25 protein-coding genes are annotated in these 23,317 nt (G+C 67.2%); 19 read left to right on the top strand and 6 right to left on the bottom strand.

Annotation, left to right across the window (positions count from 1 at the left end; all coding sequences use genetic code 11):
* Positions 1–386: 386 nt before the first annotated feature.
* Positions 387–1,991: a phosphoenolpyruvate carboxykinase gene (locus HHL27_RS05280; protein ID WP_169492341.1), complete on the bottom strand. Its 1,605-nt coding sequence runs from the start codon at positions 1,989–1,991 to the stop codon at positions 387–389.
* A 307-nt stretch (positions 1,992–2,298) separates the two neighbouring features.
* Between HHL27_RS05280 and HHL27_RS05285 the strand changes: the two genes are divergently transcribed.
* From HHL27_RS05285 to HHL27_RS05320, 8 genes are all read left to right on the top strand, one after another.
* Positions 2,299–3,090, top strand: a complete 792-nt coding sequence (locus HHL27_RS05285; RefSeq protein WP_169492342.1) for a response regulator transcription factor — start codon at positions 2,299–2,301, stop codon at positions 3,088–3,090.
* A complete protein-coding gene (locus HHL27_RS05290) occupies positions 3,077–4,651 on the top strand; it encodes a sensor histidine kinase (RefSeq protein ID WP_169492343.1) in 1,575 nt (524 codons plus the stop codon). The genes HHL27_RS05285 and HHL27_RS05290 overlap by 14 nt, the downstream gene beginning before the upstream one ends.
* Positions 4,648–5,088, top strand: coding sequence for an HPr kinase/phosphorylase (locus HHL27_RS05295; protein ID WP_420874029.1), 441 nt, complete (start codon positions 4,648–4,650; stop codon positions 5,086–5,088). The genes HHL27_RS05290 and HHL27_RS05295 overlap by 4 nt, the downstream gene beginning before the upstream one ends.
* A gap of 87 nt (positions 5,089–5,175) precedes the next feature.
* Positions 5,176–6,099: an RNase adapter RapZ gene (rapZ, locus tag HHL27_RS05300; RefSeq protein ID WP_169492344.1), complete on the top strand. Its 924-nt coding sequence runs from the start codon at positions 5,176–5,178 to the stop codon at positions 6,097–6,099.
* Between the two features lie 160 nt (positions 6,100–6,259).
* The gene (locus tag HHL27_RS05305; protein WP_169492345.1) at positions 6,260–6,664 is read left to right on the top strand and encodes a PTS sugar transporter subunit IIA; all 405 of its coding nucleotides are present in this window, start codon (positions 6,260–6,262) and stop codon (positions 6,662–6,664) included.
* Between the two features lie 3 nt (positions 6,665–6,667).
* A complete protein-coding gene (locus HHL27_RS05310) occupies positions 6,668–6,964 on the top strand; it encodes an HPr family phosphocarrier protein (RefSeq protein WP_169492346.1) in 297 nt (98 codons plus the stop codon).
* A 40-nt stretch (positions 6,965–7,004) separates the two neighbouring features.
* A complete protein-coding gene (locus HHL27_RS05315; protein WP_169492347.1) occupies positions 7,005–7,808 on the top strand; it encodes a TrmH family RNA methyltransferase in 804 nt (267 codons plus the stop codon).
* Positions 7,809–7,844: 36 nt separating this feature from the next.
* The gene (locus tag HHL27_RS05320; protein WP_169492348.1) at positions 7,845–8,252 is read left to right on the top strand and encodes an META domain-containing protein; all 408 of its coding nucleotides are present in this window, start codon (positions 7,845–7,847) and stop codon (positions 8,250–8,252) included.
* A 500-nt stretch (positions 8,253–8,752) separates the two neighbouring features.
* Here the strand turns inward: HHL27_RS05320 and HHL27_RS05325 are convergent, their stop codons facing one another.
* Positions 8,753–9,577: a hypothetical protein gene (locus tag HHL27_RS05325; protein ID WP_169492349.1), complete on the bottom strand. Its 825-nt coding sequence runs from the start codon at positions 9,575–9,577 to the stop codon at positions 8,753–8,755.
* 17 nt (positions 9,578–9,594) lie between these two features.
* Complete coding sequence (gene rmuC / locus HHL27_RS05330; RefSeq protein WP_169492350.1) at positions 9,595–11,112, bottom strand: DNA recombination protein RmuC; 1,518 nt, start codon at positions 11,110–11,112, stop codon at positions 9,595–9,597.
* A gap of 155 nt (positions 11,113–11,267) precedes the next feature.
* Here rmuC and HHL27_RS05335 point away from each other — a divergent pair, with 155 nt between their 5' ends.
* A complete protein-coding gene (locus tag HHL27_RS05335; protein ID WP_169492351.1) occupies positions 11,268–11,672 on the top strand; it encodes a four-helix bundle copper-binding protein in 405 nt (134 codons plus the stop codon).
* Positions 11,673–11,718: 46 nt separating this feature from the next.
* On the opposite strand, the gene def is transcribed toward HHL27_RS05335, so the two are convergent.
* The gene (gene def, locus HHL27_RS05340; protein WP_169492352.1) at positions 11,719–12,288 is read right to left on the bottom strand and encodes a peptide deformylase; all 570 of its coding nucleotides are present in this window, start codon (positions 12,286–12,288) and stop codon (positions 11,719–11,721) included.
* Positions 12,289–12,364: 76 nt separating this feature from the next.
* A complete protein-coding gene (gene recR / locus HHL27_RS05345; RefSeq protein WP_169492353.1) occupies positions 12,365–12,961 on the bottom strand; it encodes a recombination mediator RecR in 597 nt (198 codons plus the stop codon).
* Positions 12,962–13,013: 52 nt separating this feature from the next.
* On the opposite strand from recR, the gene fmt reads away from it, so the two are divergent.
* The 4 genes from fmt (at position 13,014) to HHL27_RS05365 (ending at position 18,418) form a co-directional block, all read left to right on the top strand.
* Positions 13,014–13,919 (top strand): methionyl-tRNA formyltransferase, encoded by a 906-nt coding sequence (gene fmt / locus HHL27_RS05350; RefSeq protein WP_169492354.1) that lies wholly within the window; start codon positions 13,014–13,016, stop codon positions 13,917–13,919.
* Positions 13,920–14,009: 90 nt separating this feature from the next.
* Entirely contained in the window at positions 14,010–14,765 is a 756-nt protein-coding gene (truA, locus tag HHL27_RS05355; protein WP_169492355.1) for a tRNA pseudouridine(38-40) synthase TruA, read from the top strand.
* Positions 14,765–15,877 carry a zinc-binding dehydrogenase gene (locus HHL27_RS05360; RefSeq protein WP_169492356.1) on the top strand — a complete coding sequence of 371 codons (1,113 nt, stop codon included), beginning with the start codon at positions 14,765–14,767 and terminating at the stop codon, positions 15,875–15,877. The genes truA and HHL27_RS05360 overlap by 1 nt, the downstream gene beginning before the upstream one ends.
* A gap of 126 nt (positions 15,878–16,003) precedes the next feature.
* Positions 16,004–18,418 (top strand): putative bifunctional diguanylate cyclase/phosphodiesterase, encoded by a 2,415-nt coding sequence (locus HHL27_RS05365; RefSeq protein WP_169492357.1) that lies wholly within the window; start codon positions 16,004–16,006, stop codon positions 18,416–18,418.
* A 33-nt stretch (positions 18,419–18,451) separates the two neighbouring features.
* Here HHL27_RS05365 and HHL27_RS05370 read toward each other — a convergent pair whose 3' ends face one another.
* Positions 18,452–19,432 carry an AAA family ATPase gene (locus HHL27_RS05370; RefSeq protein WP_169492358.1) on the bottom strand — a complete coding sequence of 327 codons (981 nt, stop codon included), beginning with the start codon at positions 19,430–19,432 and terminating at the stop codon, positions 18,452–18,454.
* 77 nt (positions 19,433–19,509) lie between these two features.
* Here HHL27_RS05370 and HHL27_RS05375 point away from each other — a divergent pair, with 77 nt between their 5' ends.
* The 6 genes from HHL27_RS05375 (at position 19,510) to HHL27_RS05400 (ending at position 23,300) form a co-directional block, all read left to right on the top strand.
* Positions 19,510–20,166: a glutathione S-transferase family protein gene (locus tag HHL27_RS05375; protein ID WP_169492359.1), complete on the top strand. Its 657-nt coding sequence runs from the start codon at positions 19,510–19,512 to the stop codon at positions 20,164–20,166.
* Between the two features lie 181 nt (positions 20,167–20,347).
* The gene (locus HHL27_RS05380; RefSeq protein ID WP_169492360.1) at positions 20,348–20,725 is read left to right on the top strand and encodes a DUF1428 domain-containing protein; all 378 of its coding nucleotides are present in this window, start codon (positions 20,348–20,350) and stop codon (positions 20,723–20,725) included.
* The gene (locus tag HHL27_RS05385; protein WP_169492361.1) at positions 20,722–21,513 is read left to right on the top strand and encodes a VOC family protein; all 792 of its coding nucleotides are present in this window, start codon (positions 20,722–20,724) and stop codon (positions 21,511–21,513) included. Before HHL27_RS05380 ends, HHL27_RS05385 begins: the two co-directional genes overlap by 4 nt.
* Position 21,514: 1 nt before the next feature.
* The gene (locus HHL27_RS05390; RefSeq protein ID WP_169492362.1) at positions 21,515–22,141 is read left to right on the top strand and encodes a glutathione S-transferase N-terminal domain-containing protein; all 627 of its coding nucleotides are present in this window, start codon (positions 21,515–21,517) and stop codon (positions 22,139–22,141) included.
* Positions 22,138–22,620, top strand: a complete 483-nt coding sequence (locus tag HHL27_RS05395) for a VOC family protein (protein ID WP_169492363.1) — start codon at positions 22,138–22,140, stop codon at positions 22,618–22,620. Before HHL27_RS05390 ends, HHL27_RS05395 begins: the two co-directional genes overlap by 4 nt.
* Positions 22,621–22,625: 5 nt before the next feature.
* On the top strand, positions 22,626–23,300 hold the full coding sequence (locus HHL27_RS05400; RefSeq protein ID WP_169492364.1) for a glutathione S-transferase N-terminal domain-containing protein: 675 nt from the start codon (positions 22,626–22,628) through the stop codon (positions 23,298–23,300).
* Positions 23,301–23,317 lie beyond the last annotated feature (17 nt).

Below are 23,317 nucleotides of genomic sequence, written 5' to 3' on the forward strand. Positions count from 1 at the left end.
TGGGGGGCGAAAAGGCAGGCGCTAAATCGGCAGGGTTGACGGGGTTGACACGGTCCTGAGCAATTACTCGCCACCGCTTCCCGACCTTCGGGCATAGGGCCGATGAGGCGGCGGATACTGGCCAGGAACGGCGGAAAAGAGGGAAATTCGGGCTGGCATCGGGCATTGGATAGCCCACCTGCCGGATGTAGGACAGCGCAGCAGCCGGTCATGGTAACGCAAATTGTATATGCAATACCCTGCAGGCAGCGAGAGTCCGTGTGATGCCGAAAGGGGGTTCAACGACCCTCTGGCACCGACCGGACAGGGCGGCCAGCCCCTTCTTAAAAAAGCAAAAGGCCCCGCCGCGAGCGACGGGGCCTTGCTGTTCGGAAAGAACGGTTGGATCAGGCGGCGACGGGCGCTGCCTGGCGAACCGATTCATCGACGTGTTCGGCAAACTGTTCGAAGTTGTCGATGAACTTGCGCACTAGATCCTGCGCGGTCTTGTCGTATTCGGCGCCATCGGCCCAGGCACCGCGCGGGTCGAGCAGCTTCGCATCGACGCCCGGCACCGCGACCGGCACTTCGAAGCCGAAGTTCGGATCTTCGCGGAATTCGGCTTCGTTCAGGCTGCCGTCGAGCGCGGCGTTGAGCAGGGCGCGGGTGGCCTTGATCGGCATGCGCTTGATGCCTTCCATGGTGGCCTTGCCGCCCGACCAGCCGGTGTTGACCAGCCAGCACTTCACGCCGCCCTTGTTGATGCGTTCCTTGAGCAGGTTGCCATAGACCGACGGGTGGCGCGGCATGAACGGCGCGCCGAAGCAGGTCGAGAAGGTGGCTTCCGGCTCGGTCACGCCGATTTCGGTGCCGGCGACGCGGGCGGTGTAGCCCGAGAGGAAGTGGTACATCGCCTGTTCGGGGGTGAGCCGCGCGATCGGCGGCAGCACGCCATAGGCATCGGCGGTGAGGAAGATGATGTTCTGCGGCACCGGGCCGAGGTTCTTTTCCGAGCAGTTCGGAATGAAATCGATCGGGTACGAACCGCGGCTGTTTTCGGCGAGGCTGTTGTCGTCGAGGTCGATTTCGCGCGTGACGGGATCGATCACGACGTTTTCGAGCACGGTGCCGAAACGCTTGGTGGTGGCGAAGATTTCCGGTTCGGCTTCGGCCGAGAGGCGGATCATCTTGGCGTAGCAACCGCCTTCGAAGTTGAACACGGCGGTGTCCGACCAGCCATGTTCATCGTCGCCGATCAGCGTGCGGCTGGCATCGGCCGACAGCGTGGTCTTGCCGGTGCCCGACAGGCCGAAGAACACGGCGGTATCGCCGTTGGGGCCGATGTTGGCCGAGCAGTGCATGGGCATGACGCCCTTCACCGGCAGCAGGTAGTTGAGGATGCCGAACACCGACTTCTTCATTTCGCCGGCGTAGCTGGTGCCGCCGATCAGGATCAGCTTTTCGGTGAAGTTGACCGCGATCACCGTTTCGCTGCGCGAACCGTGGCGTTCGGGATCGGCGCGGAAGCTGGGCAGATCGATGATCGTGTATTCGGGCACGAACGAGGTCAGCTCCTCAGCCGTGGGGCGAACCAGCAGCGTGCGGATGAACAGGTTGTGCCAGGCGAATTCGTTGATCACGCGCACGTTGACGCGGTATTCGCTCTGCGAGCCGCCGAACAGGTCGGCCACGTAGAGCTTGTCCTTTTCGCCCAGCGCCTTGATGAAATCGGCCTTGAGGTTGGCGAAGTGTTCGGGCGTCATCGCCACGTTGGTCTTGCCCCACCACACGGTGCTTTCGGTTTCGGCATCGCGGACGATGAACTTGTCCTTGGCGCTGCGACCGGTGTGCTTGCCGGTGGCGACGACCAGCGGGCCGTCCTTGGCGAGGAGGCCTTCGCCGTTGCGGATGGCGTGTTCGACCAGCGGCCCGGTGGGAAGGTTGGCGAACAGCTGCGCCGGTTCAGGATATCCCTGCTGCGAGAGCGAGACGTTCAGGCTGGTATCGGACACTTCAAGCCTCCCGTTGTGCGGGCCTGGCAGGGCGGGACGGGTCCCGGCGCTGCGCGGCGGCGCAGAATCTGAATACGAATGCACGTGAGTTTCCATCGCGCATAGTGCTTGGCCTTTGCTGCGTCAAATGGCGTGCGGCAACACAGTTTTTTGCGCGGTCGATTGCAAGGAATTCAACTGGAACTGCGTTACGCGAATGTAAAGAAGCCCGGCGACCCGGCCGCTCCGATTGCCAGCCCGTGCTGCGCCGGTTAAGCCTCGCCGCCCGCCCAACCGCCACCACAGGCAACCGGATCCGAAACGAGCCATGGCCGACAGTCCCGTCGAGCACCCGGAAACGTCGATTGCCGCACCGGGCAGCGCGGCCCGGCCCGCATCCGGCGCCCGCGTCGTGGCGCTGGTCGACGATGACCGCAACATCCTGACCACGCTGTCGATCGCGCTGCAGACCGAAGGCTTTGCCACGCGCGTGTACAACGATGGTGCGGGCGCGCTGAAGGCACTGCTCGACAATCCGCCCGACCTGGTGGTGTGCGACATCAAGATGCCGCGCATGGACGGGTTCGAACTGCTGAGCCGCTTGCGCGAGAAGAGCGCGCTGCCGCTGATCTTCCTGACCAGCAAGGACGACGAGGCGGACGAGGCGCTGGGCCTGTCGATGGGTGCGGACGATTACATCGCCAAGCCGTTCAGCCAGCGACTGCTGATCGCGCGCATCCGGGCGATCCTGCGGCGCAGCGACATCGTGCGGGCGAGCCCGACCGAAGGCACGGGCGAGCCGGCCGAGCCGTTGCCCGAGCCGATCCGGCGCGGTGCGCTGACGATGGACCCGGCGCGCCACCAGGTGGAGTGGCGCGGGCAGCAGGTTTCGCTGACGGTAACCGAGTTCCTGATCCTGGAGGCGCTGGCGCTGCGCCCCGGCGTGGTCAAGACGCGCAACCAGCTGATGGACGCAGCCTATCACGACGACGTGTTCGTCGACGATCGCACCATCGACAGCCACATCAAGCGCCTGCGCCGCAAGTTCCGTGCGGTGGACCCGGCGTTCTCTGGAATCGAGACGCTGTACGGCGCCGGATACAGCTTTGCCGAAGGCTGATCGGACGCTGCCCGCGCGGTTGCGGCGGGTGCGCTGGCGCGGCGTATCGCTGACCAGCCGCATCCTAGCCGTCAACGTCATCGCGCTGGCGCTGCTGGCGGGCAGCTTCTTCTACCTCGACAGCTATCGCAAGCAGCTGCTGGCCGAACGCTTCAAGCTGGCGCGGGCCGAGGCCGAGATCGCCGCCGATGCGCTGGAGGAGGCGGCCCCCGCGCGGCGGCGCGACCTGCTGGTGCGGATCGGCACCGAGCGCACGCTGCGGCTGACGTATTACGATGCGCGCGGGCGGCTGCTGGACGACAGCTTCCAGCTGGGGCCGCCATCGTTCGCCTTCATCGATCCGGCGCGCGAGCCGTGGTACCAGAAGGCGGCGCGCGCGCTCGACCGGGGGGTGGACTTCATCGTCGGCGCGCCGAGCATCGAGCGTTATCGCGAGCCGCCGCAGCCGGGCGCGGGCAACTGGCCCGAGATCGCGCTTGCCCGCGAGACGCGCGAGACCGAAGTGTACTTGCGCTATGCCCCCGACCGCACGCCCGTGATCACCGCGGCAACGCCGGTGGGGACGAACGGCGACATGCTGCTGTCGATGCGCAATGCGCTCGACATCACGCAGGCGGTGCGCGACGCGCGCCAGACTCTGGTGATCATCATCGGGCTGGCGCTGCTCGCCTCGATCCAGCTGTCGCTGTTCCTGGCGCGCACGATCGTCCAGCCGCTGCGCCAGCTGGTGCGCGCTGCGGTGCGGGTGCGGCTGGGGCGCGATCGCGAGGTGGTGGTGCCGCGCCTGCCCGACCGGGGCGACGAGATCGGCCTGCTCGCCCGCGCCATATCGGACATGACCAACGCGCTGCGCCAGAAGATCGACGCGGTGGAAAGCTTCGCCGCCGACGTGGCGCACGAATTGAAGAACCCGCTCGCGTCGCTTTCAAGCGCGGTCGAATCGATGGGCAAGGTGGAGGATGCGGACTTGCGCCGCCAGCTGCTCGCCATCGCCACGCACGACGTGCAGCGCATCGACCGGCTGATCACCGAGATCGCCGATGCCAGCCGGATCGATGCCGAACTTTCGCGCGCCACGTTCGTCGAGCTGGACCTGGCCGAGCTTGCCGCGCAAGTGGTGGCGGCGCGCGGCGCGCGTCCCGACCAGCACGGCGATTGCCCGATCCGCTTCCACAGCGACACGATCATGGCGATCGTCCACGGCGATGCGCTGCGGCTCGAACGCGTGCTCGACAACCTGCTCGACAACGCCGCCTCGTTTTCGCCCCCCGGCGCGGCGGTCGAGGTGGACGTGACCGCCGATGGCGAGCGCGTGCGGCTGACCGTGTCCGACCACGGCCCCGGCGTGCCGCTGAGCGAGCGCGATAAGGTTTTCGAGCGATTCCATTCGGTTCGCCCGGCCGGGGAAGCCTTCGGCGCGCACAGCGGCCTTGGCCTGGCCATTGCCCGGACGATCGCCGAGGCGCATGATGGCACGCTGGGCATCGCCGACCGCGCCGATGGCGCGCAGGGCGCCTGCCTCGTGCTCGAACTGCCGGCCGCCGGCGAGGAGGAAGCGTGACCCTGGGCCTTGGCGGCACGCCGCACCAGGCAAGCTGCGTGATGATCGGGCGGCGGGCGCTGCTGATCGAGGGCGCATCGGGCGCGGGCAAATCGAGCCTGGCGCTGGCGCTGATCGACCGGGGCGGGGTGCTGGTCGGCGACGACGGCGTGCTGCTCGACGTGGATGGCGATACGCTGCTGGCAAGCCCGCACCCCAACATCGCGGGCAAGCTGGAAGTGCGCAACCTGGGCATCGTCGAAATGCCGTCGGTGGTGGCAGCGCCGGTCGCGCTCGTGCTGGCGCTCGATGCGCGGGCGCCGCGCTTCGTTTCGGGGGCGGAAACGGCGGTGCGGGCGGGGCTGCCGCTGCCGCTGATCCGGCTCTATCCCGATACGCCGGTGCTGGCGTTGCGCGCCGAACTGGCGCTGGCGCAGTATGGCCTGCCCGAACGCTGATTCGGAAGTTCGCGAAAGGTTACGGACCGCCTAGCACCGCGAGCGGACTTCCCTTCGCGGCTGCGAAAGCGCAAGAACGCGGCACGTATGAACCCCGACTCGGATCAGAGCCCCCAGCGCATCCTGCTGGTGACCGGCGTGCTGGGCGCGGGCAAGACCACCGCGCTGCGCACGTTCGAGGACATGGGCTGGGAAGCGATCGACAACTTCCCGATCCGCCTGCTCGACCGCCTGCTGGAAACCGAACCCGGCTCGGCGCGGCTGGAGGCGGGGGCGCCGCTGGCGATCGGCTTCGACACGCGTACCCGCGGGTTCGATCCGGCCAAGATCATCGAGCGCGTCGATGCGCTGGCCGCGCGCGCGGACCTTTCGATCAGCACCCTGTTCCTCGATTGCGGCGGGGCCGAGCTGGAGCGCCGCTTCAACGAAACGCGCCGCCGCCATCCCATGAGCGCGGACAAGCCGGCGCTGGCCGGAATCGCTGCGGAGCGCGAACTGCTCGATCCGCTGCGGCGCTGGGCCGACGTGGTGATTTCCACCACCGACTTCACCACCAACGACCTGCAGCAGGCGATCCGCGCCGCGTTCGGCAGCGAGGCGCCGGGCCGTTCGACGCTGACGATATCGAGCTTCGGCTTTTCGCGCGGGACCCCGCCGCTGGCCGACCTGGTGTTCGACATGCGCTTCCTGGCCAATCCGCACTGGGTGGAGGACCTGCGCCCGCTGACCGGCAAGGATGCGCCGGTGGGCGAATACATCCGCCAGGACCCGGCCTTTGCCGAGGCGTTCGAGCGGATTCGCGGGCTGCTGGAACTGCTGCTTCCGCGCTTCGAGGCGCAAGGCAAGGCCTATGTCCACGTGGCGTTCGGGTGTACCGGAGGGAAACACCGTTCGGTCTACATGGCAGAGCGCGTCGCTTCGGCCTTGCGCGAGGCAGGTTTTTCACCCACATTGCTGCACCGCAACCTGGCGTCGCGTACCGCGGACCTTGTCGAGAGGCCGCAAGTGTGACCCACGGGCTGCCAATGAAAACGACCTTCGGGAAGAGAGCGGCTCTGGAAGACATGCCTGCGGATTGCCAGTGTTCAAGCATGCCGGAGTCCTATGCCAAGCCTGTGTTAAGACAGGATAGAGCAGGATGCCGGGCTGCACTTCGGAGCCTTTCCCTTCCATGATCGGTCTTATCCTCGTTACCCATGGCGCTCTTGCCGACGAATTCATCCACGCGATGGAGCACGTCGTCGGCCGCCAGTCCGACGTCGTCGGGGTCTGCATCGGACCCAATGACGACATGGAGAAGCGACGCAAGGAGATCGCCGACGCGATCCGCCGCGTCGATTCGGGCAAGGGTGTCATCATCCTCACCGACCTGTTCGGCGGCACGCCTTCCAACCTTGCCATCTCGCTGCTGGAAGCGGGCCGGGTGGAAGTGATCGCCGGCATCAATCTGCCCATGCTGATCCGTCTCGCCAAGGCGCGGACCTGCATGGGCGTCAAGGACGCGACGGCCGCTGCGCGCGATGCGGGGCGAAACTACATAACGATCGCGTCCGAATTCCTGGGACAGGATGCGTGAACGATGGGGGATTCTGCATACGCCGCTCGTGAGACGGTCACGATCGTCAACCAGCGCGGACTGCATGCGCGCGCCAGCGCCAAGTTCGTCAACGCCGTGGCCAAGCTGCCCGAAGGCTTTGACGTGACCGTGGCCAAGGACGGGACCGAAGCCAACGGCGCGTCGATCCTGGGCCTGATGATGCTGGGCGCGGCCAAGGGGGACAGCGTGGACATCACCGTTACCGGTGCCGAAGGCGATGCCGACGCCGTGCTGATGAAGCTCGCGGGTCTGATCAAGGACGGCTTCGGCGAAGATTGAGCCGCTTGCCTAGCGCGGCGCGCTGACGCAAGGCGGGTCCATGCCGCGCAAGGTCATCACCGGGTTTTCCAATCCCACCGTCAAGTTCGTGCGTTCGCTGCGCGAGAAGAAGCATCGCCGGCTGGCGGGCAAGTTCCTGGTCGAAGGGCTGCGGCTGCTGACCGACGCGCGCGAGGGCGGACGGTTGCCGGAAATGCTGCTGATGGCGCAGGGGCGCGACGAGCATCCGCTGCTGGCGGAACTGGAGCGCGCGGTGGAGGCGGCGGGCGGCGAGGTGATCGAGTTGCCCATCGACCTGCTCGCCAAGGTGACCGGTAAGGACAACCCGCAGGCCGTGGCCGGGGTCTTCGCGGAATGGGACACGCGCCTTGCCCGCATCGACCGCACGGCCGCGCCGATCTGGCTGGTGGCGCAGGCGATGCGCGATCCGGGCAACCTCGGCACGATGCTGCGTACGGCAGACGCCGTGGGGGCGGGCGGGCTGATCCTGCTGGACGATTGCGTCGATCCCTTCTCGGTGGAAGCGGTGCGTGCGAGCATGGGCGGGATCTTCACCGTGGCGCTGGCGCAGGCGCGCTGGGAGGAATTCGAAGGCTGGCTGCGGCAGGCTGAAGGGCAACTGGTTGCGGCATCGCTGCGCGAGGCGCAGCCTTATCGCGGCGCGCCTTATGCCGCGCCGTGCTTCGTCATGGTCGGCAACGAATCGCAAGGCTTGCCCGAGGCGTACGAAATGGCCTGCGACCTGCGCGTGACGATGCCGATGAAGGGCCGCGCCGACAGCCTGAACGCGGCTGTTGCCGCCGCCGTGCTGGCCTATGAGGTGCTTGCCGCAGTCGAGCGTTAAGGGCGCGGTCAGGCGCTTGGTGCTATGTGGCTGATCATGCGACGTTTTGCTGTCATTTCGGGCGCTGTTGCCGCCACACTCGCGCTTGCCGGATGCGCCACGCCCGGCGGTGGCACGACGGCGCTGGCCGGCACGCAATGGCAGATCGTCCGCGTCGACGGCGCGGCGAGTGCCGCGCCTGACAAGGCACGCATCGCCTTCGATGCCGAGCGCATTTCGGCCAACGTCGGCTGCAACGGCATGGGCGGGGCCTATCGCCTCGAAGCGGGCCGCGTGATCGCCGGCCCGCTGATCGCCACGCAGATGTTCTGCGACGGGCCCGTGTGGCAGCAGGAACAGGCGGTCAGCGCGCTGCTGGCCGGCGCGCCCGCGTTCGAACGCAACGGCAGCGAATTGCGGCTGAAGTCCGCCGGCCACGCGATCGAGGCGCGGCGCCTGCCCTGATTGGGGCGTTTCGCTGGCTCGAAGAGAAAGGACAGTGCTTCGACAAGCTCAGCACGGGCGGGCTTGTGGGTGCTTGGGCGCGTTCTGCGCGGGCGGGCTTGAGGTGCGGTTGGCTTGAGGGAGTGTCTCGCTACCTTGAAGAAAAGGGCAGTGCTTCGACAGGCTCAGCACGGGCGGGTTTGTGGGTGCTTGGGCGCGTTCTGCACGGGCGGGCTTGAGGTGCGGTTGGCTTGAGGGAGTGTCTCGCTACCTTGAAGAAAAGGGCAGTGCTTCGACAGGCTCAGCACGGGCGGGTTGTTGGTGCTTGGGCGCGTTCTGCGCGGGCGGGTTTGAGATGGGCTTGGCGGGGGCGAGGTTTGGCGATTCCGGTATACGCCCAGAGGCCGTCTGCCCGCGACGCCGATTTTTGCCCCCACGCCGTCTGTCCTGAGCTTGTCGAAGGGCCGTTCTTTCCTGCCGACAATGCGCCACCGACGCGGACAGGGTTCGGTACGTCGGTTTCAATCCCCCGCGACGAAGGCGGAGACTTGCCAGGTGCCGTCGTTGCGTTCGACAATCATGCGGCGGGCGAGCACGCTGCGCAGGTTCTTCGTTTCGACCTGGCCCTTGAGGCCGTCTTCGGTTTCGACGCCGGTAAAGCGCCGTGCCGGGTCGAAACCGGGTTGCAGGGTGACGACTTCCCAATCGAGCGACGCCACGCGCGCGGCATCGGCTTTCGGCTTGGCGAGCAGCGGGATGGCGCTGCCGGTTGCCAGCATGGTTTCGCCCGGATCGATCGTTTCGGGCACGTTCCAGAAGAACCACGGCATCACCGCAAGTCCATCGCGCGTGTCGCAGCCCATGCGCAGGATCGTGGCGAGATCGGTCCACAGGGCCGTGCCGGCCTGCGGTGTGGCGAGCCGCTTGGCGAGTTCGTCGCGGCCGTGGCCGCCGCCGTAATCGAGCGTGACGTCGGGTGCGGCGAGCGCGACCAGCGCCTTGGCATCACGGCGGGAAACGGCATCGGTAAGCTTGCCGTGGAACGCGGCCCAGCCGGGCAGGCGCGCGCATTCGTCGAGCGGGCGCAGGCTGGCGACCTTGCGCTCGGCGGCGGCATCGCTGGCATCATCCTCGGGCTCGGCGGCGCTGGACGGCTCTGCGCTGGCGGCGGCAGCCGGCGAGGATGGGGATGCCAGTGGGGCCTCGCTGGCAGGGGGCAGCGGCGCGGGTTCGGAAGCTTCTGTGGTGGGCGACGGCTCGGGCGCGTTGCAGCCGGCGAGCGTCAGCACGGCGGCGGCGAGCGATGCGCCAGCCAGGACCCTGCCAAGACCGCCATGCCCAATCAACGCTTGTTGCCGTCCCTTCAGGTGTTCACGTCCTCAATCGCAGGCAAGGCCGCCGGTTCCGCCACGCTATCACCGTAACGCGGGCTTGTCTCCACCAGCGGCACGTCCTCGATCTCGCGCTTGCCGATCTCGATGTGCTTGTCTCGCAGGCGTTTGCCAGCCGACAGCACGTTGCGTTCGAAGCTGCCGACAAACTTGTTGTAGTTGCCGACCGCGCTTTCCAGCCCCGAGCCCACGCGCTTCAAATGTTCGGCCGCGACGGCAAGGCGATCGTAGAGTTCGCCGCCCATGCGCCCGATCTCGCGCGCTTCGCGCGCCAGGCCGTCCTGGCGCCAGACCTGCGCCACGGTGCGGGCGATGGCGACGAGGTTGGTGGGGCTGGCGAGCAGGACGCGGCGTTCGAAGGCGAAGTCCCACAGCGTGGGATCGCGTTCGAGCGCGGCGGCGATGAAGTGTTCGCCGGGCACGAACATCAGCACGTAGTCGGGCGCTTCCTCGAACTGGCTCTGGTACGACTTGGCGCCCAGCGTCTGGATGTGGTTGCGCATCGACTGGACGTGCGCGCCGAGCGCGGCCTTGCGCGCCTCGTCGCTTTCGGCCTCGAACGCGTCCTGATAGGCGTTGAGCGACACCTTGGCGTCGATCACCAGCAGCTTGTTGCCGGGAATGCGGACGATGGCGTCGGGGCGCAGGCGGCCTTCCTCGGTATCGACCGAATGTTCGGTGACGAAATCGGTGTGTTCGGACAGGCCGCACTGTTCGAGCACGTTGCGCAGCTGCAGTTCGCCCCAGCGGCCGCGCGTCTTGGGGCCATTGCGCAAGCTGTTGCCGAGCTGCGCGGCGGCCATGCGCACGGCTTCCTGCCCATCGCGCATCGACTGGATCAGGCCGGTCAGCTGCCCGAAGGCGTCGACACGCTGCTTTTCGAGGCCGGTGACCTGCTCCTCGTAGCTCTTGAGCCGCTGGTCTACGGGCGCGAGCAGGGCTTTGAGCCGTTCGGCGCTGGTCTTCTCGCTTTCCTCGAACCGGGCGTGGGCGCGGTTGAGGAAGGCTTCCTGCGCCTTTTCCAGCACCTTGTTGCCGGCGTTCTCGAATTCCTTGCGCAGCGCTTCCTGCGCTTCGACCAGCAGGCGCTTCTGTTCGGCGAAGTTTTCGGCATCGGCCTTGAGCGCGGCGAGTTCGGCGCGCAGCGCTTCACGGCTGGCGCGCGTTTCGGCGAGCTCGGCGCGCACCGTTTCAGCGTCGGCGGCGCGCTGATCGGCCGAGGCGAGGCGGGTGGAGAGCGAATCGCGTTCGGCGCGGATCGCGGCAAGTTCGCCGCTCACCTGATCGAGCAGGCGCAGGCGTTCGCTCTGCGTGGCAAGATCGACGGCCATCGCCTTGACCCGGTCCTCGTGCGCGCGGGCCTCGCCATCGCGCGCGGCATGGCGCGCCTTCCATTCGGCGACGGGACGGCCGCCGAGGAACCAGCCGACGGCAAGGCCGGCGAGCGTGGCGACGAGGACGAGCAGGGCAAGGGCGAGAGGCGAGTCCAACGACGGGCTCCGACTGAAAGGGGAACGAAGCGGGAACCTAGACCGTCCCTGCACCGTCTGGCAAGCGGTTCGGGCATTGTGTCATTCGACATGGAACAGCGCGGCCCGTTCGCGCGCTCTTTGGCCATAGGCGATCAGCAACAAGGGCCGAAACTATGTCGATCGAAGCGATGATCCGCGAACACCCGCAGGTGTCCGCGAGCACCTACAACGAAGCGCTGGGCAAGGCGGTGCGCCATGCCATGTACTGTTCGGCGATCTGCACCTCGTGCGCCGATGCGTGCCTTGCCGAAGCGATGGACATGGACCAGTGCGTGCGCACCTGCCTCGATTGCGCGGACATCTGCGCGGCGACCGCGCGCGTGGCGACGCGGCGCACCGGATCGAACCGCGAAGTGCTGGTTTCGCAGCTGCTTACCTGCATCCGTTCATGCGAAGTCTGCGAAGCGGAGTGTGCCAAGCACGACCACGATCATTGCCGCCGCTGCGCACAGATGTGCCGCGAATGCGCCGACGACTGCCGGGCGGCGATGGAATCGATCCAGGCGGAAATGGCCTGACGCGCGGCGATGCAGGGTCGTCCCCTCGCCGCGCGGCGGGCGCGGTTCAGGCGACCTTGCGCAGCTTTTCGAGCTTCTTGAGCGCCATGTTGCGCTTGAGCCGGCTGAGATGGTCGATGAACAGGATGCCTTCGAGGTGGTCCATCTCGTGCTGCAGGCAGGTGGCCATCAGCCCTTCGAGCTGTTCCTCGTGCACCTTGCCGTCAAGGTCCTGCCAGCGGGCGCGGATGCGCGCGGGGCGTTCGACTTCGGCGTAGATCTCGGGCACCGAAAGGCAGCCTTCCTGGTACAGGCTGTGCTCTTCCGACGGATCGAGGATCTCGGGATTGATGAACACCCGCGGCTCGCGCTTGGTCGGCTGGTGGGTGTGGTGGTGGCCGCCGTGGCTGTGGCACACTTCGGGTTCGGCGTCGGGATCTTCGGGCTGAAGATCGATCACCAGCACGCGGAGCGGAATGCCGACCTGGATCGCGGCGAGGCCGATGCCCGGCGCATCGTACATCGTATCGAACATGTCGGCGACGAGCGTGCGCAGCTGGTCGTCGAAATTGTCGACGGGGACCGACACCTGCTTGAGGCGGGGATCGGGGACTTCGATGATCGGAAGAATGGCCATGGGGCGCAGATAAGGCGAGCGGCGCGGAGTCGCAAGGCGGGGCTTTCGATCAGTGTGATCGAAAGCGGGCGGAGCGTCAGCCGATCGGACGCCGCGCCCGCAGGGCCTGGGCGAGGGTGCCTTCGTCGAGATAGTCGAGCTCTCCGCCGACGGGCAGGCCGTGGGCGAGTTGGGTGAGGCGGACGGGGTAGGCTTCGAGCCGCTCGGCGATGTAGTGCGCGGTGGTCTGGCCTTCCAATGTGGCGTTCATCGCGAGCACGACTTCGTCGATGCCGCCTGCCGCGACGCGGGTGAGCAGGCTGGCGATGGCGAGGTCTTCGGGCCGCACGCCTTCGAGCGCGGACAGGCGGCCGCCCAGCACGTGATAGCGGCCGGTGAACAGGCGCGCGCGGTCGAGTGCCCAGAGGTCGGCAACTTCCTCCACTACGCAGATCGAGCGCGGATCGCGGCGCGGATCGGAACAGATGCCGCAGGGGTTGCTGGTATCGACATTGCCGCACACGTCGCATTCGACGAGTGCATCGCGCACGACCTGCAGCGCGCCGACCAGCTGGTCGAGCGCGGTTTCGCGGCGCTTGATCAGCCACAGGACGGCGCGGCGCGCGCTGCGGGGGCCAAGGCCGGGAAGGCGGGCCAGGGCGCCGGCCAGCGCCTCGATCTCTTGCGATGCCATGCCCGCACAGATAGGGCCGGGCGCAGCAAACGAAAGGCTTTATTGGAGCGCCATGCGCATCATCTTCATGGGAACCCCCGACTTTGCGGTGCCGACGCTCGAGGCGCTGGTTGCGGCCGGGCACGAGGTGGTCGCGGCCTATAGCCAGCCGCCGCGCCCGGCGGGGCGGGGCAAGAAGCTGCAGCCATCGCCGGTGCAGCTTGCGGCCGAGGCCCACGGGATCGAGGTGCGCGTGCCCGTTTCGCTGAAGGGGGCCGAGGAACAGGCGGCGTTCGCGGCGCTGGACGCGGACGTGGCGGTGGTTGCGGCCTATGGCCTAATCCTGCCGCAGGCGGTGCTCGATGCGCCGCGCCTTGGCTGCCTGAACGTCCATGGCTCGCTGCTGCCGCGCTGGCGCGGGGCGGCGCCGGTGCAGCGCGCGATCCTGGCGGGCGACGCCACCACCGGCGTGACGATCATGCAGATGGAGCGCGGGCTGGATACCGGGCCGATGCTGGCGACGGTGGAGACGTTGGTGGCGGGCAAGACGGCGGGCGAACTGACGACGGAGCTGGCCGAGAAAGGCGCGGCGCTGATGGTCGAGGTGCTGGCCGACATCGCCGCGCATCCGCCGGTGGTGCAGCCCGAGGAGGGCGTGACCTATGCCCACAAGATCGACAAGGCCGAGAGCCGGCTCGACTTCACGAAAACTGCGATTGAGGTCGAACGGCAGGTGCGCGCCTTTGTGCCGGCGCCCGGGGCGTTCTTCGAGCTGGAGGGCGAGCGCTATCGCGTGCTGGCGGCCGAGGTGGTTGAAGGTGAAGGCGCGCCGGGCACGGTAATCGACGCGGCGCTGACCATCGCCTGCGGTGGCGGGGCGCTGCGCCCGACGATCGTCCAGCGCGCGGGCCGGCCGGCGATGGACACGGCGGCGCTGCTGCGCGGGCGGGCGATTGCGGCGGGGACGGTCCTTGGCTGATTCCATGACGTCTCAGCCTGTCGCGCCGTCGCAGAAGAAAAGCCCAGCCCCGGGTCAAGCCCGGGGTGACGATGTTGAAAGTGTGGTTCTGTGACGCGTTACGCCCTCACGCTCGAATGGGATGGCACGCCTTACATGGGGTTCCAGCGCCAGGCGCACGGGCCGTCGGTGCAGCAGGCGATCGAGGAAGCGGCCGAGACGGTGGTCGGCCACGCGGTGACGCTGCACGCGGCCGGACGGACCGACACCGGGGTCCATGCGCTGGGGATGCGGGCCCATTTCGACAGCGACAAGACGCTGCCCCCGTTCCGGCTGTCCGAGGCGCTCAATGCGCGGCTGCGTATGGCGGGACAGGCGGTGGCCGTGCTCGATTGCGTCGAGGTGAGCGAAGACTGGCACGCGCGCTTTTCGTGCATCAATCGGGCGTACGAATATCGCATAGCCAACCGTCGCGCGCCGCTGACGCTGGAGGCCGGGCGCGCCTGGCGGATCGCGCGCGATCTCGATGCGGAAGCGATGCATCGGGCGGCCCAGGCGCTGGTGGGCAAGCATGATTTCACCACGTTCCGTTCGGTGCAGTGCCAGGCGGCAAGCGCGGTCAAGACGCTCGACCGGCTCGACGTGCGGCGCGAGGGCGATCACGTGATCATCGAGGCGGCGGCGCGCAGCTTCCTGCACCATCAGGTGCGATCGATGGTCGGGTGCCTCGCGCTGGTCGGTCGCGGCGAATGGCCGGTCGACCGCGTGGCCGAAGCGCTCGCCGCGCGGGACCGTTGCAAACTGGGACTGAATGCTCCACCCGAGGGGCTCTACTTCGTTAAAGCGAGCTATCCGGGAGAATCGTGATGCCAGAGACACGTGGTCTGCAACTGCTGTCGACGCTTGAGGAAAACGGCACGCTGACGGTCGAGATTGTCGAACAGACCTTGCCCGAACCGACCGGTCATGAAGTGCTGATCCGGGTGGAAGCCGCGCCGATCAATCCGTCGGACCTTGGCCTGCTGTTCGGCCCTGCCGATGTCGAGAACGCGACCTATACCCCGCGCAAGATCGTGGCGAAGATGCCCGAAGGCGGCACCCGCGCGATGAAGGCGCGCTGGGGCATGGCGATGCCGGTGGGCAACGAAGGCGCAGGCACGGTGATCGCGGCGGGCGATGCGCCCGAAGCGCAGGCCCTGCTGGGCAAGGTGGTGACCTGCATCCCCGGCGGCATGTATGCGCAGTACCGCATCGCCGATGCGCGCGGCTGCATGGTGCTGAACGACGGGACCAGCGCCGAGGACGGGGCATCGGCTTTCGTCAATCCGTTGACCGCGCTGAGCTTTGTCGAATGCATGAAGCGTGAAGGCCACACGGGCCTGGTCCACACCGCCGCCGCATCCAACCTTGGCCAGATGCTGGTGCGCATCTGCCAGGAAGACAACGTGCCGCTGGTCAACATCGTGCGCAGCCCGGCGCAAGTGGCGATCCTGAAGGAGATCGGCGCAGAACACGTCGTCGACAGCAGCGCGCCGACCTTCCACGACGACCTTGCCTCGGCGCTTTCGGCCACGGGGGCGACGATGGCCTTCGATGCCACGGGTGGTGGCAAGCTGGTGACGCAGATCCTTTCGGCGATGGAAAAGGTCGCCAACGCGAATTCCGAATACAGCCGCTATGGTTCGAACAGCCCGAAGCAGGCCTACATCTATGGCCTGCTCGATCTTTCGCCCACGGTGCTGCAGCTCAACTTCGGGTTCAGCTTCGGGATCAACGGCTTCCTGCTGATGCCCTTCCTGCAGAAGATCGGCGAGCACAATGTCGAGCGTCTGCGCCAGCGCGTGCGCGACGGGCTGACCACCACGTTCGCCAGCAAGTACAAGGCGAAGGTGAGCCTGGACGAGGTGCTGACGCGCGAGGCGGTGCTCGACTACAACGCCCGCCGCACCGGCGAGAAGTACCTGATTTTGCCCAACTGAGCCCGGCCGGGGGTCGAATCGTATAAGGGATTCGCCGCAGGTGAAGGCAGCAGGCTCCTAACCGTCAGCGTGTAGTCCGGGTGGTCTCGTACCATCGGAGTTCCGCTGGGGTTGGGAGATCCCTGCTTGATTGGCAAGTTACGCGATGCCCTGCTGCGCCATCCGCTGGCGATGGTCCACCTCATCCGGCATGAGGTGGAGCCGGCGGATCGCGAATGGTTCGAGCGCTCGCGCCTCCACCAGATCGACAGCGTGCCGGTGGATGCCTTCGAAGTGGTGCGCGCCGGGCTGATGTTGCTCGTCGCCTCGCCGCGCGATCCGGTGCTGATCTTCGGCCAGATCGCCTGCGCGGCGCTGCTGATCGGTCTTATCAGGATCACTCGCCATCGGGCCGCAACGGGCGCATCGCCCCGCGTCCTGTTAGGCGCATGGTCGCGCTATCTCTATGTCCGGGCCGTGGCGATGACGATGATCAACGTCGCCATGCTTCTGGAGGTTTCGCCGGATCGGATGGTGCCGCTGGCCATGCTGATCGGCATCATCGGCACGCTTGATTTCTACGGCCAGTTCACCCTGCCGGTGCCAGGGGTCATCGCCGGCTGGATCGGCTGTGCGGGCTTTTCCGTCGCCATGGCGCTGCGACCGGAAGTTTCGGGCTGGCTGGTGCTGATGGTCGGCGCACTGCAGGCGGCGTGGATCCACGTGCAGATGTTCAACCTGAACTACATGTACGCCACGCGGCGGCTGCGCACGCGCAAGCTGCAGACCGCGCACGAAACGATCCAGCTGCTGCTCAACCAGTACGACGAACATGGCAGCGACTGGCTGGTCGAAACCGATTCCAAGGGGCACATCGTCCAGCCGTCGGACCGGCTTAGCCGCACGACCGGCATGTGCCCGCGCGAGCTCGAAGGGCGCAAGCTGGTCGACCTGTTCGAACGCGGCGCCGAGCGCGATGCGCTGCGCCGCGCCGCGCGGCAGATGAAGCCTTTCCGCGACCTGCCGATCACCTTTGCCCATGGCGACGATGTTCGCCACTGGTCGATATCGGGCTGTCCGATCTATGCCAGCAATGGCGAACATCGCGGCTTTCGCGGTTTCATCCGCGACGTGACCGACCGGCGCGAGGCGGAGAACCGCGTGCGCTATCTTGCCCAGCACGACCCGCTGACCGGGCTGGCCAACCGCGCCGAATTCCATGCCCGGCTGGAGCAGTTGATGGAGGACAAGCCGCGCGGGCGGAAAGTTGCGCTGCTGTTCATCGACCTCGACCACTTCAAGGCGATCAACGACAGCATGGGCCACGATGCGGGTGACCGCGTGCTGGTCGAGACCGGGCGGCGGCTGGTCGAGATCGCCGGATCGGGCGCGGTCGTGGCGCGGCTGGGCGGTGATGAATTCGCGGTGATCCTGCCGCGTGTCTCTGGCCCCGAGCAGGCGCTCGACACGGCCGACGCCTTCGTGCGCGGACTGGTCGAGCCGATCGCGATCGAGGGGCGCAAGGTGCAGGCCGGAGCCAGCGTGGGCGTGGCGATCGGCCCGGACCACGGCAGCGAAGGCGCACAGCTGCTGCGCGCGGCGGACCTCGCGCTCTATGACGCCAAGGCGCATGGGCGGGGCACGGCCTCGCTTTATCACGAAGGCATGCAGCGCGAGCTGCTGGAGCGGCGCGACCTGGAGGCGGACATGCGCGTCGCCTTTGCCGGCGGGCAGTTTGCGCTGCACTACCAGCCGCTGCACCGGCTCGACACCGATGCCATCGCCGGGTTCGAGGCGCTGCTGCGCTGGCATCATCCCGAGCGCGGCAACGTGCCGCCCGATGTGTTCATCCCGATCGCCGAGCAAAGCGGGCTGATCGTGCAGATCGGCGAATGGGTGCTGCGCGAGGCGCTGGCCGAAGCCGCGACCTGGCCGAAGGACCTGACCGTGGCGGTCAACGTATCGGCGGCGCAGCTGCGGGGCGGGGAACTGTTGCGGCAGGTGGTCTCGGCGCTTTCGACCACCGGCTTCGATCCGCGGCGGCTGGAGCTGGAGATCACCGAGACGATGCTGATGGAGGACAGCGAGGCGCAGCTGCGGCTGCTGCATCGCCTGCGCGCGCTGGGCGTGCGCATCGCACTCGACGATTTCGGCACGGGCTATTCCTCGCTCAACTACTTGCGCGCATTCCCGTTCGACAAGATCAAGATCGACCGCTGCTTCGTCACCGATCTTGCCCGCAACGACGAGAGCGGCGCCATCGTCGAGGCGGTGCTGGAGCTGGCCGCCAAGCTCAACATGCAGACTATCGCCGAAGGGGTGGAGGATACCGAACAGCTTGCCCGCCTGCGCGAACGCGGCTGCGAGCAGGTGCAGGGCTATCTGTTCAGCAGGGCGCTGCCGGCAAGCGACCTGCCGATCGAAAAGATATCGCGCAAGACGAGCGTGCCGTTGCCGGCCGTCGCGACGATCGTGGGCGAACCCCAGGGACTGCGGGCTTCGCCTGCGGTGCGGCTGGTGACCGAAGGGACTTCGGCGCTGAAGGTCGATTGCGGGAATTAGCCCGGCCGCCTGGGGCGACCGGGACAATCAGGATCAAGCCTTGGCGACGACGCTTTCGGGCAGGTCCTTGCCGAACACGCGCTGGTAGTATTCGGCCACCAGGACGCGCTCGGTCTCGTCGCACTTGTTGAGGAACGACAGGCGGAAGGCAAAGCCCGCGTCGTTGAAGATCTGCGTGTTCTGCGCCCAGCTGATCACGGTGCGCGGGCTCATCACGGTGGACACGTCGCCCCCGATGAAGCCCTTGCGGGTGAGGTCTGCCACGCGGACCATGTTCGCGATCAGCGCCGGGTCCATGTTCGGGACCTTGCCGGTGACGACCGAGATTTCCGTCTCCGCCGGCAGGTAGTTGAGCGCGACGACGAGGTTCCAGCGGTCCATCTGCCCCTGGTTGATCGCCTGCGTGCCGTGGTAGAGCCCGCTGGTATCGCCGAGGCCCACCGTGTTGGCGGTGGCGAACAGGCGGAAGAACTTGTTCGGCCGGATCACGCGGTTCTGGTCGAGCAGCGTAAGCTTGCCTTCGGTTTCGAGCACGCGCTGGATCACGAACATCACGTCCGGGCGGCCCGCGTCGTATTCGTCGAACACCAGCGCGGTGGGCGTCTGCAGCGCCCAGGGCAGCAAGCCTTCGCGGAATTCGGTGACCTGCAGCCCATCGCGCAGCACGATGGCATCGCGCCCGATCAGGTCGATGCGGCTGATGTGCGCATCGAGGTTGATGCGGATGCACGGCCAGTTGAGGCGCGCGGCAACCTGTTCGATGTGAGTCGACTTGCCCGTGCCGTGATAGCCCTGGACCATCACGCGGCGGTTGTAGGCAAAGCCGGCGAGGATCGCGAGCGTGGTGTCCGGATCGAATACGTAGCTTTCGTCGCGATCGGGCACGCGCTCGTCTGCGGCGGAAAACGCCGGGACCTTCATGTCGATGTCGATGCCGAAGGTTTCGCGGACATCGATTTCGGTGTCGGGCGCGGCGATCAGCGTCGTCGCGTGGTTGGTCGGAATCTCGCTCATCGCCTGTTCGCCTATACGGGGCGGGCAAGGCCTGCAATAATCTTTGGGAGAGGTTTGGGTCCGAGAGGGAGATTTTCATGAAGCTTTACGGCGCGATGATTTCGCCATTCGTCCGCAAGGTTGCGGTTGTCGCTACGGAAAAGGGCATTTCCTGGGAACTGGCGCGCGGCGGGCCGGGCGTGCCCGACCCCGACTTCCTTGCCGCCAGCCCCTTGGGGAAGATCCCCGCGATCGATGACGACGGGTTCACGCTGGCCGATTCGTCTGCAATCGCAACCTATCTCGATGCCAAATATCCCGAGCCACGGCTGATCCCCGAAGACCCGCGAGGCCGCGGCCGGGCGATGTTCTACGACGAGTTCGCCGATACCGTGCTGGGCGCTGCGGGTCTCAAGATCCTGTTCAACCGGCTGGTCGGCCCCAAGCTGCTGAAGGTCGGCGGCGACGAGGCGCTGGCGTTGCAGGGCGAGGCGGAGCTGCCGCGCTGGACCAACTGGTTCGAAAGCGTGGTGCCGGAGACGGGTTGGTTGCTGGGCGACACCTTCACCATCGCCGACATCTCGGTCGCGTCGCTGTTCCGCACGCTTGCCTATATCCGGCACGGCGTGGATGCCGAGGCGCGGCCGAAGACGGCGGCGTGGTTCGGACGCGTTGCGGCGCGCCCCGCCTGGGCCAAGGTCGCGGAAATGGAGGATGCCGTCGCCCAACGGATCATGGCGCTGGCGGACGCCTGAGCACGGCAAGCTCGGAGTGGGGTGCAGAGCGGGGCGCGCAGGCGGCCCCGCCAGCCTCTCGCTTAGACGCAAGCTTGCCCGTTCCAGTCGATCTGTCCGGTAGGATGAACGGGCGGTCCCGAATCGGCTGTGGCGCGATGTGGCGCCGCTGGGCTGCCGGCGAAGCGGAGGAGTGCGCATCATGACGTGGATCGATGGTTACGTGATCCCCGTGCTCGAAGCGCGCCGGGCAGATTATGCCCGCATGGCCCGAACGGCCGCCCACGTGTTCATCAAGCATGGGGCCTTGCACGTTCTGGAAAGCTGGAGCGCTGACCTGCCGGCTGGAGAGGTGACCGACTTTCGCCGCGCGGTGGCGGCCGAAGAGGGTGAAGGCGTGGTCTTTTCGATGATCGTCTGGCCTGACCGGGCCACGCGCGATGCCGGACACAAGGCGGTGTTCGAGGACCCGCGCATGGCCGAGGCGATCGACATGAGCGTGTTCAATTCAAAGCGCATGATCATCGGAGGGTTCGAGGAGATCCTGTCGATGCGCGCATCCGGGGGAGAAGGGGCATGAGCAGGCAGGTACCGTTCGTCTGGTACGAACTGATGACGACCGATGCGGCTGGCGCAGCAGCGTTCTATGGCAAGGTGGTTGGCTGGACGGTGTCCGAGCCCGAACCGGGATCGCCGATGGATTATCGCATGATCCTGCGCGATGACGGCGCGCCCACCGGCGGACTGCTGGCGCTGACGGCGGAAATGCAGGCCGGCGGTGCCCGCCCGGCCTGGGTGCCCTATCTTGGAACGAGCGACTTCGATGCGACGCTGGCGGCGATCGAGAGCGACGGCGCCACCGTGCTGATGCCGCGCACCGACATTGCCGAGGGCAGCTTTGCGATGGTGACCGACCCGCAAGGCGCGCCGTTCTACCTGATGCAGCCCCGGCCACCCGAAGCCAGTCCCGACGCACAGAGCCACGTGTGGGATCGCGCCAAGGCGCAGCACGCGCGCTGGAACGAGCTGGCGACGAGCGACCCCGCCGCGGCCAAGGTCTTCTACGCGAAGCACTTCGGCTTCGAGTTCAACAACAGCATGCCGATGGGGGCGGCGGGCGAGTACAGCTTCATCGATTTCGACGGGCAGGGTCTCGGCGCGGTGATGCCGATCATGGACCCGGGCCGACCGCCGTCGTGGCTTGTCTATTTCGGGGTTCCCTCGGCCACGGCAGCGAAGGACGCGATCGAGGATGCTGGCGGCTTCGTGATGATGGGGCCGCACGAGGTGCCGGGCGGCGACTGGATCGTCGTCGCGACCGATCCGCAGGGCGCGGCCTTCGGCGTCGTCGGACCGCAGGGAGACTGACGTGGCGAGCTTTACCTTCTTCACCAACCCGATGTCGCGCGGCCAGATCGCGCGCTGGGCGCTGCACGAGGCGGGCGTCGACTACGAAACCGTACTGGTCGACTGGCAGGCAAAGCCCGAGGCGCTGCTTTCCGCCAACCCGATGGGCAAGGTGCCGACCATCGTCCACCATGCCGAGGACGGGGACCACGTGGTCAGCGAGGCAGCGGCGATCTGTCTCTACCTCGCCGAAGTCTCGCCGTTCGAGGCGCTGACCCCGCGCGATGCCGAGCGCGCCGCCTACTTGCGCTGGACCTTCTTTGCGGCGGGGCCGGTGGAGCAGGCCATCACCGCGCGCAGCCTGGGCTTCGAGCCCAAGGCGCAGCAGCAGGCCATGGCCGGCTTCGGCAGCTACGAGCGCGCGGTCGACACGCTCGCCGGGCATTTCGCGCTGAACGACTATGTCTGCGGCGACCGCTTCACCATGGCCGACGTCTATGTCGGCAGCCAGGTGGACTGGGGACTGATGTTCAAGTCCCTGCCCGAACGTCCTGAATTCCTTGCCTATGCCGAGCGGTTGCGGGCGAGGCCTGCCTACCAGGAGGCCAAGGCGGTTGACGCCGACCTGATCGCGCAGGCGCAGTCATGAGCGCCGCCCCGGTAACGCTGTGCCTGTGGTACGAGAGCGATGCGCTCGACGCCGCGACATTCTACGCCCAGACCTTTCCGGACAGCGCGGTCATCGCGGTGCACGGCGCGCCGTCGGACTATCCCGACGGGCGCGAAGGCAGTGTGCTGACGGTCGATTTCACCGTGCTCGGCCTGCCGTGCATGGGGCTGAACGGCGGTCCGGCGTTCAAGCACAGCGAGGCATTCTCGTTCCAGGTGGCGACCGACACGCAGGAAGAGACCGACCGCTACTGGAACGCCATCGTCGGCAACGGTGGGCAAGAATCCGCCTGCGGCTGGTGCAAGGACAAGTGGGGCCTTTCGTGGCAGATCACCCCGCGCGCGCTGACCGACGGCATGGCCGATCCCGATCCCGCCGTTCGCAAGCGCGTGTTCGAGGCGATGATGACAATGGGCAAGATCGACATCGCGGCGATCGAAGCGGCGCGAAAGGGGTGACCGGCGTGCTGCGGCTGCACGGCCACCCGTTCTCCTCATACTGCTGGAAGGCGCTGATCGCGCTCTACGCCAACGACACGCCGTTCGAGTTCGTGCAGACGTCGGGCGAGCTTCCCCTGAGCGCGCAGTTTCCGGGCAAGGTCCACCCCGGCGGACACATTCCCGTGCTGGAAGACGGGGCGCAGGTGATCGTCGAGGCGACGTCGATCATCGAGCATCTGGCCGTCCACCATCCCGGCCCGGCGCCGTTGATCCCGACCGATCCGGCCGAGGCGGTGGTGGCGCGCATGCTCGACCGGGTGTTCGACAACTATGTCATGGGCAACATGCAGCGCGTGGTCGCGGCGCATCTTGCCAGCCGCGATGCGCCCGAGCTTGGGCTGCGCAGCGAACCCGACGCCGCCGAGATCGCGGCGGCCAAGGCGCGGCTGCGGCAGGCCTATGGCTGGCTCGAAAGCTGGCTGGGGCAGAACCGCCTGCCGCCGCATGTGAGCCTTGTCACCTGCGCGGCGGCGCCGAGCCTGTTCTACGCTGACTGGATCGAGCCGATCGGTGAAGATCAGCCGCGCTTGCGGGCCTTGCGCGCCGAATTGCTCGCGTTGCCGCCAGTGGCGCGCTGCGTTGACGACGCGCGCCCGTTTCGCGCGTTTTTCCCGTTGGGCGCGCCGGACCGGGATTGAGACGCCGCGATTGAAGA

The sequence above is a fragment of the Novosphingobium olei genome, from assembly GCF_012927405.1.
Taxonomy (GTDB): Bacteria; Pseudomonadota; Alphaproteobacteria; order Sphingomonadales; family Sphingomonadaceae; genus Novosphingobium; species Novosphingobium olei.

Coding starts and splice junctions, on each gene's coding strand:
- HHL27_RS05285 (WP_169492342.1), top strand. CDS start 2,299: ATGGCCGACAGTCCCGTCGAGCACCCGGAAACGTCGATTGCCGCACCG.
- rapZ (WP_169492344.1), top strand. CDS start 5,176: ATGAACCCCGACTCGGATCAGAGCCCCCAGCGCATCCTGCTGGTGACC.
- HHL27_RS05305 (WP_169492345.1), top strand. CDS start 6,260: ATGATCGGTCTTATCCTCGTTACCCATGGCGCTCTTGCCGACGAATTC.
- HHL27_RS05310 (WP_169492346.1), top strand. CDS start 6,668: ATGGGGGATTCTGCATACGCCGCTCGTGAGACGGTCACGATCGTCAAC.
- HHL27_RS05315 (WP_169492347.1), top strand. CDS start 7,005: ATGCCGCGCAAGGTCATCACCGGGTTTTCCAATCCCACCGTCAAGTTC.
- HHL27_RS05320 (WP_169492348.1), top strand. CDS start 7,845: ATGCGACGTTTTGCTGTCATTTCGGGCGCTGTTGCCGCCACACTCGCG.
- HHL27_RS05335 (WP_169492351.1), top strand. CDS start 11,268: ATGTCGATCGAAGCGATGATCCGCGAACACCCGCAGGTGTCCGCGAGC.
- def (WP_169492352.1), bottom strand. CDS start 12,288: ATGGCCATTCTTCCGATCATCGAAGTCCCCGATCCCCGCCTCAAGCAG.
- recR (WP_169492353.1), bottom strand. CDS start 12,961: ATGGCATCGCAAGAGATCGAGGCGCTGGCCGGCGCCCTGGCCCGCCTT.
- fmt (WP_169492354.1), top strand. CDS start 13,014: ATGCGCATCATCTTCATGGGAACCCCCGACTTTGCGGTGCCGACGCTC.
- HHL27_RS05360 (WP_169492356.1), top strand. CDS start 14,765: ATGCCAGAGACACGTGGTCTGCAACTGCTGTCGACGCTTGAGGAAAAC.
- HHL27_RS05370 (WP_169492358.1), bottom strand. CDS start 19,432: ATGAGCGAGATTCCGACCAACCACGCGACGACGCTGATCGCCGCGCCC.
- HHL27_RS05375 (WP_169492359.1), top strand. CDS start 19,510: ATGAAGCTTTACGGCGCGATGATTTCGCCATTCGTCCGCAAGGTTGCG.
- HHL27_RS05380 (WP_169492360.1), top strand. CDS start 20,348: ATGACGTGGATCGATGGTTACGTGATCCCCGTGCTCGAAGCGCGCCGG.
- HHL27_RS05385 (WP_169492361.1), top strand. CDS start 20,722: ATGAGCAGGCAGGTACCGTTCGTCTGGTACGAACTGATGACGACCGAT.
- HHL27_RS05395 (WP_169492363.1), top strand. CDS start 22,138: ATGAGCGCCGCCCCGGTAACGCTGTGCCTGTGGTACGAGAGCGATGCG.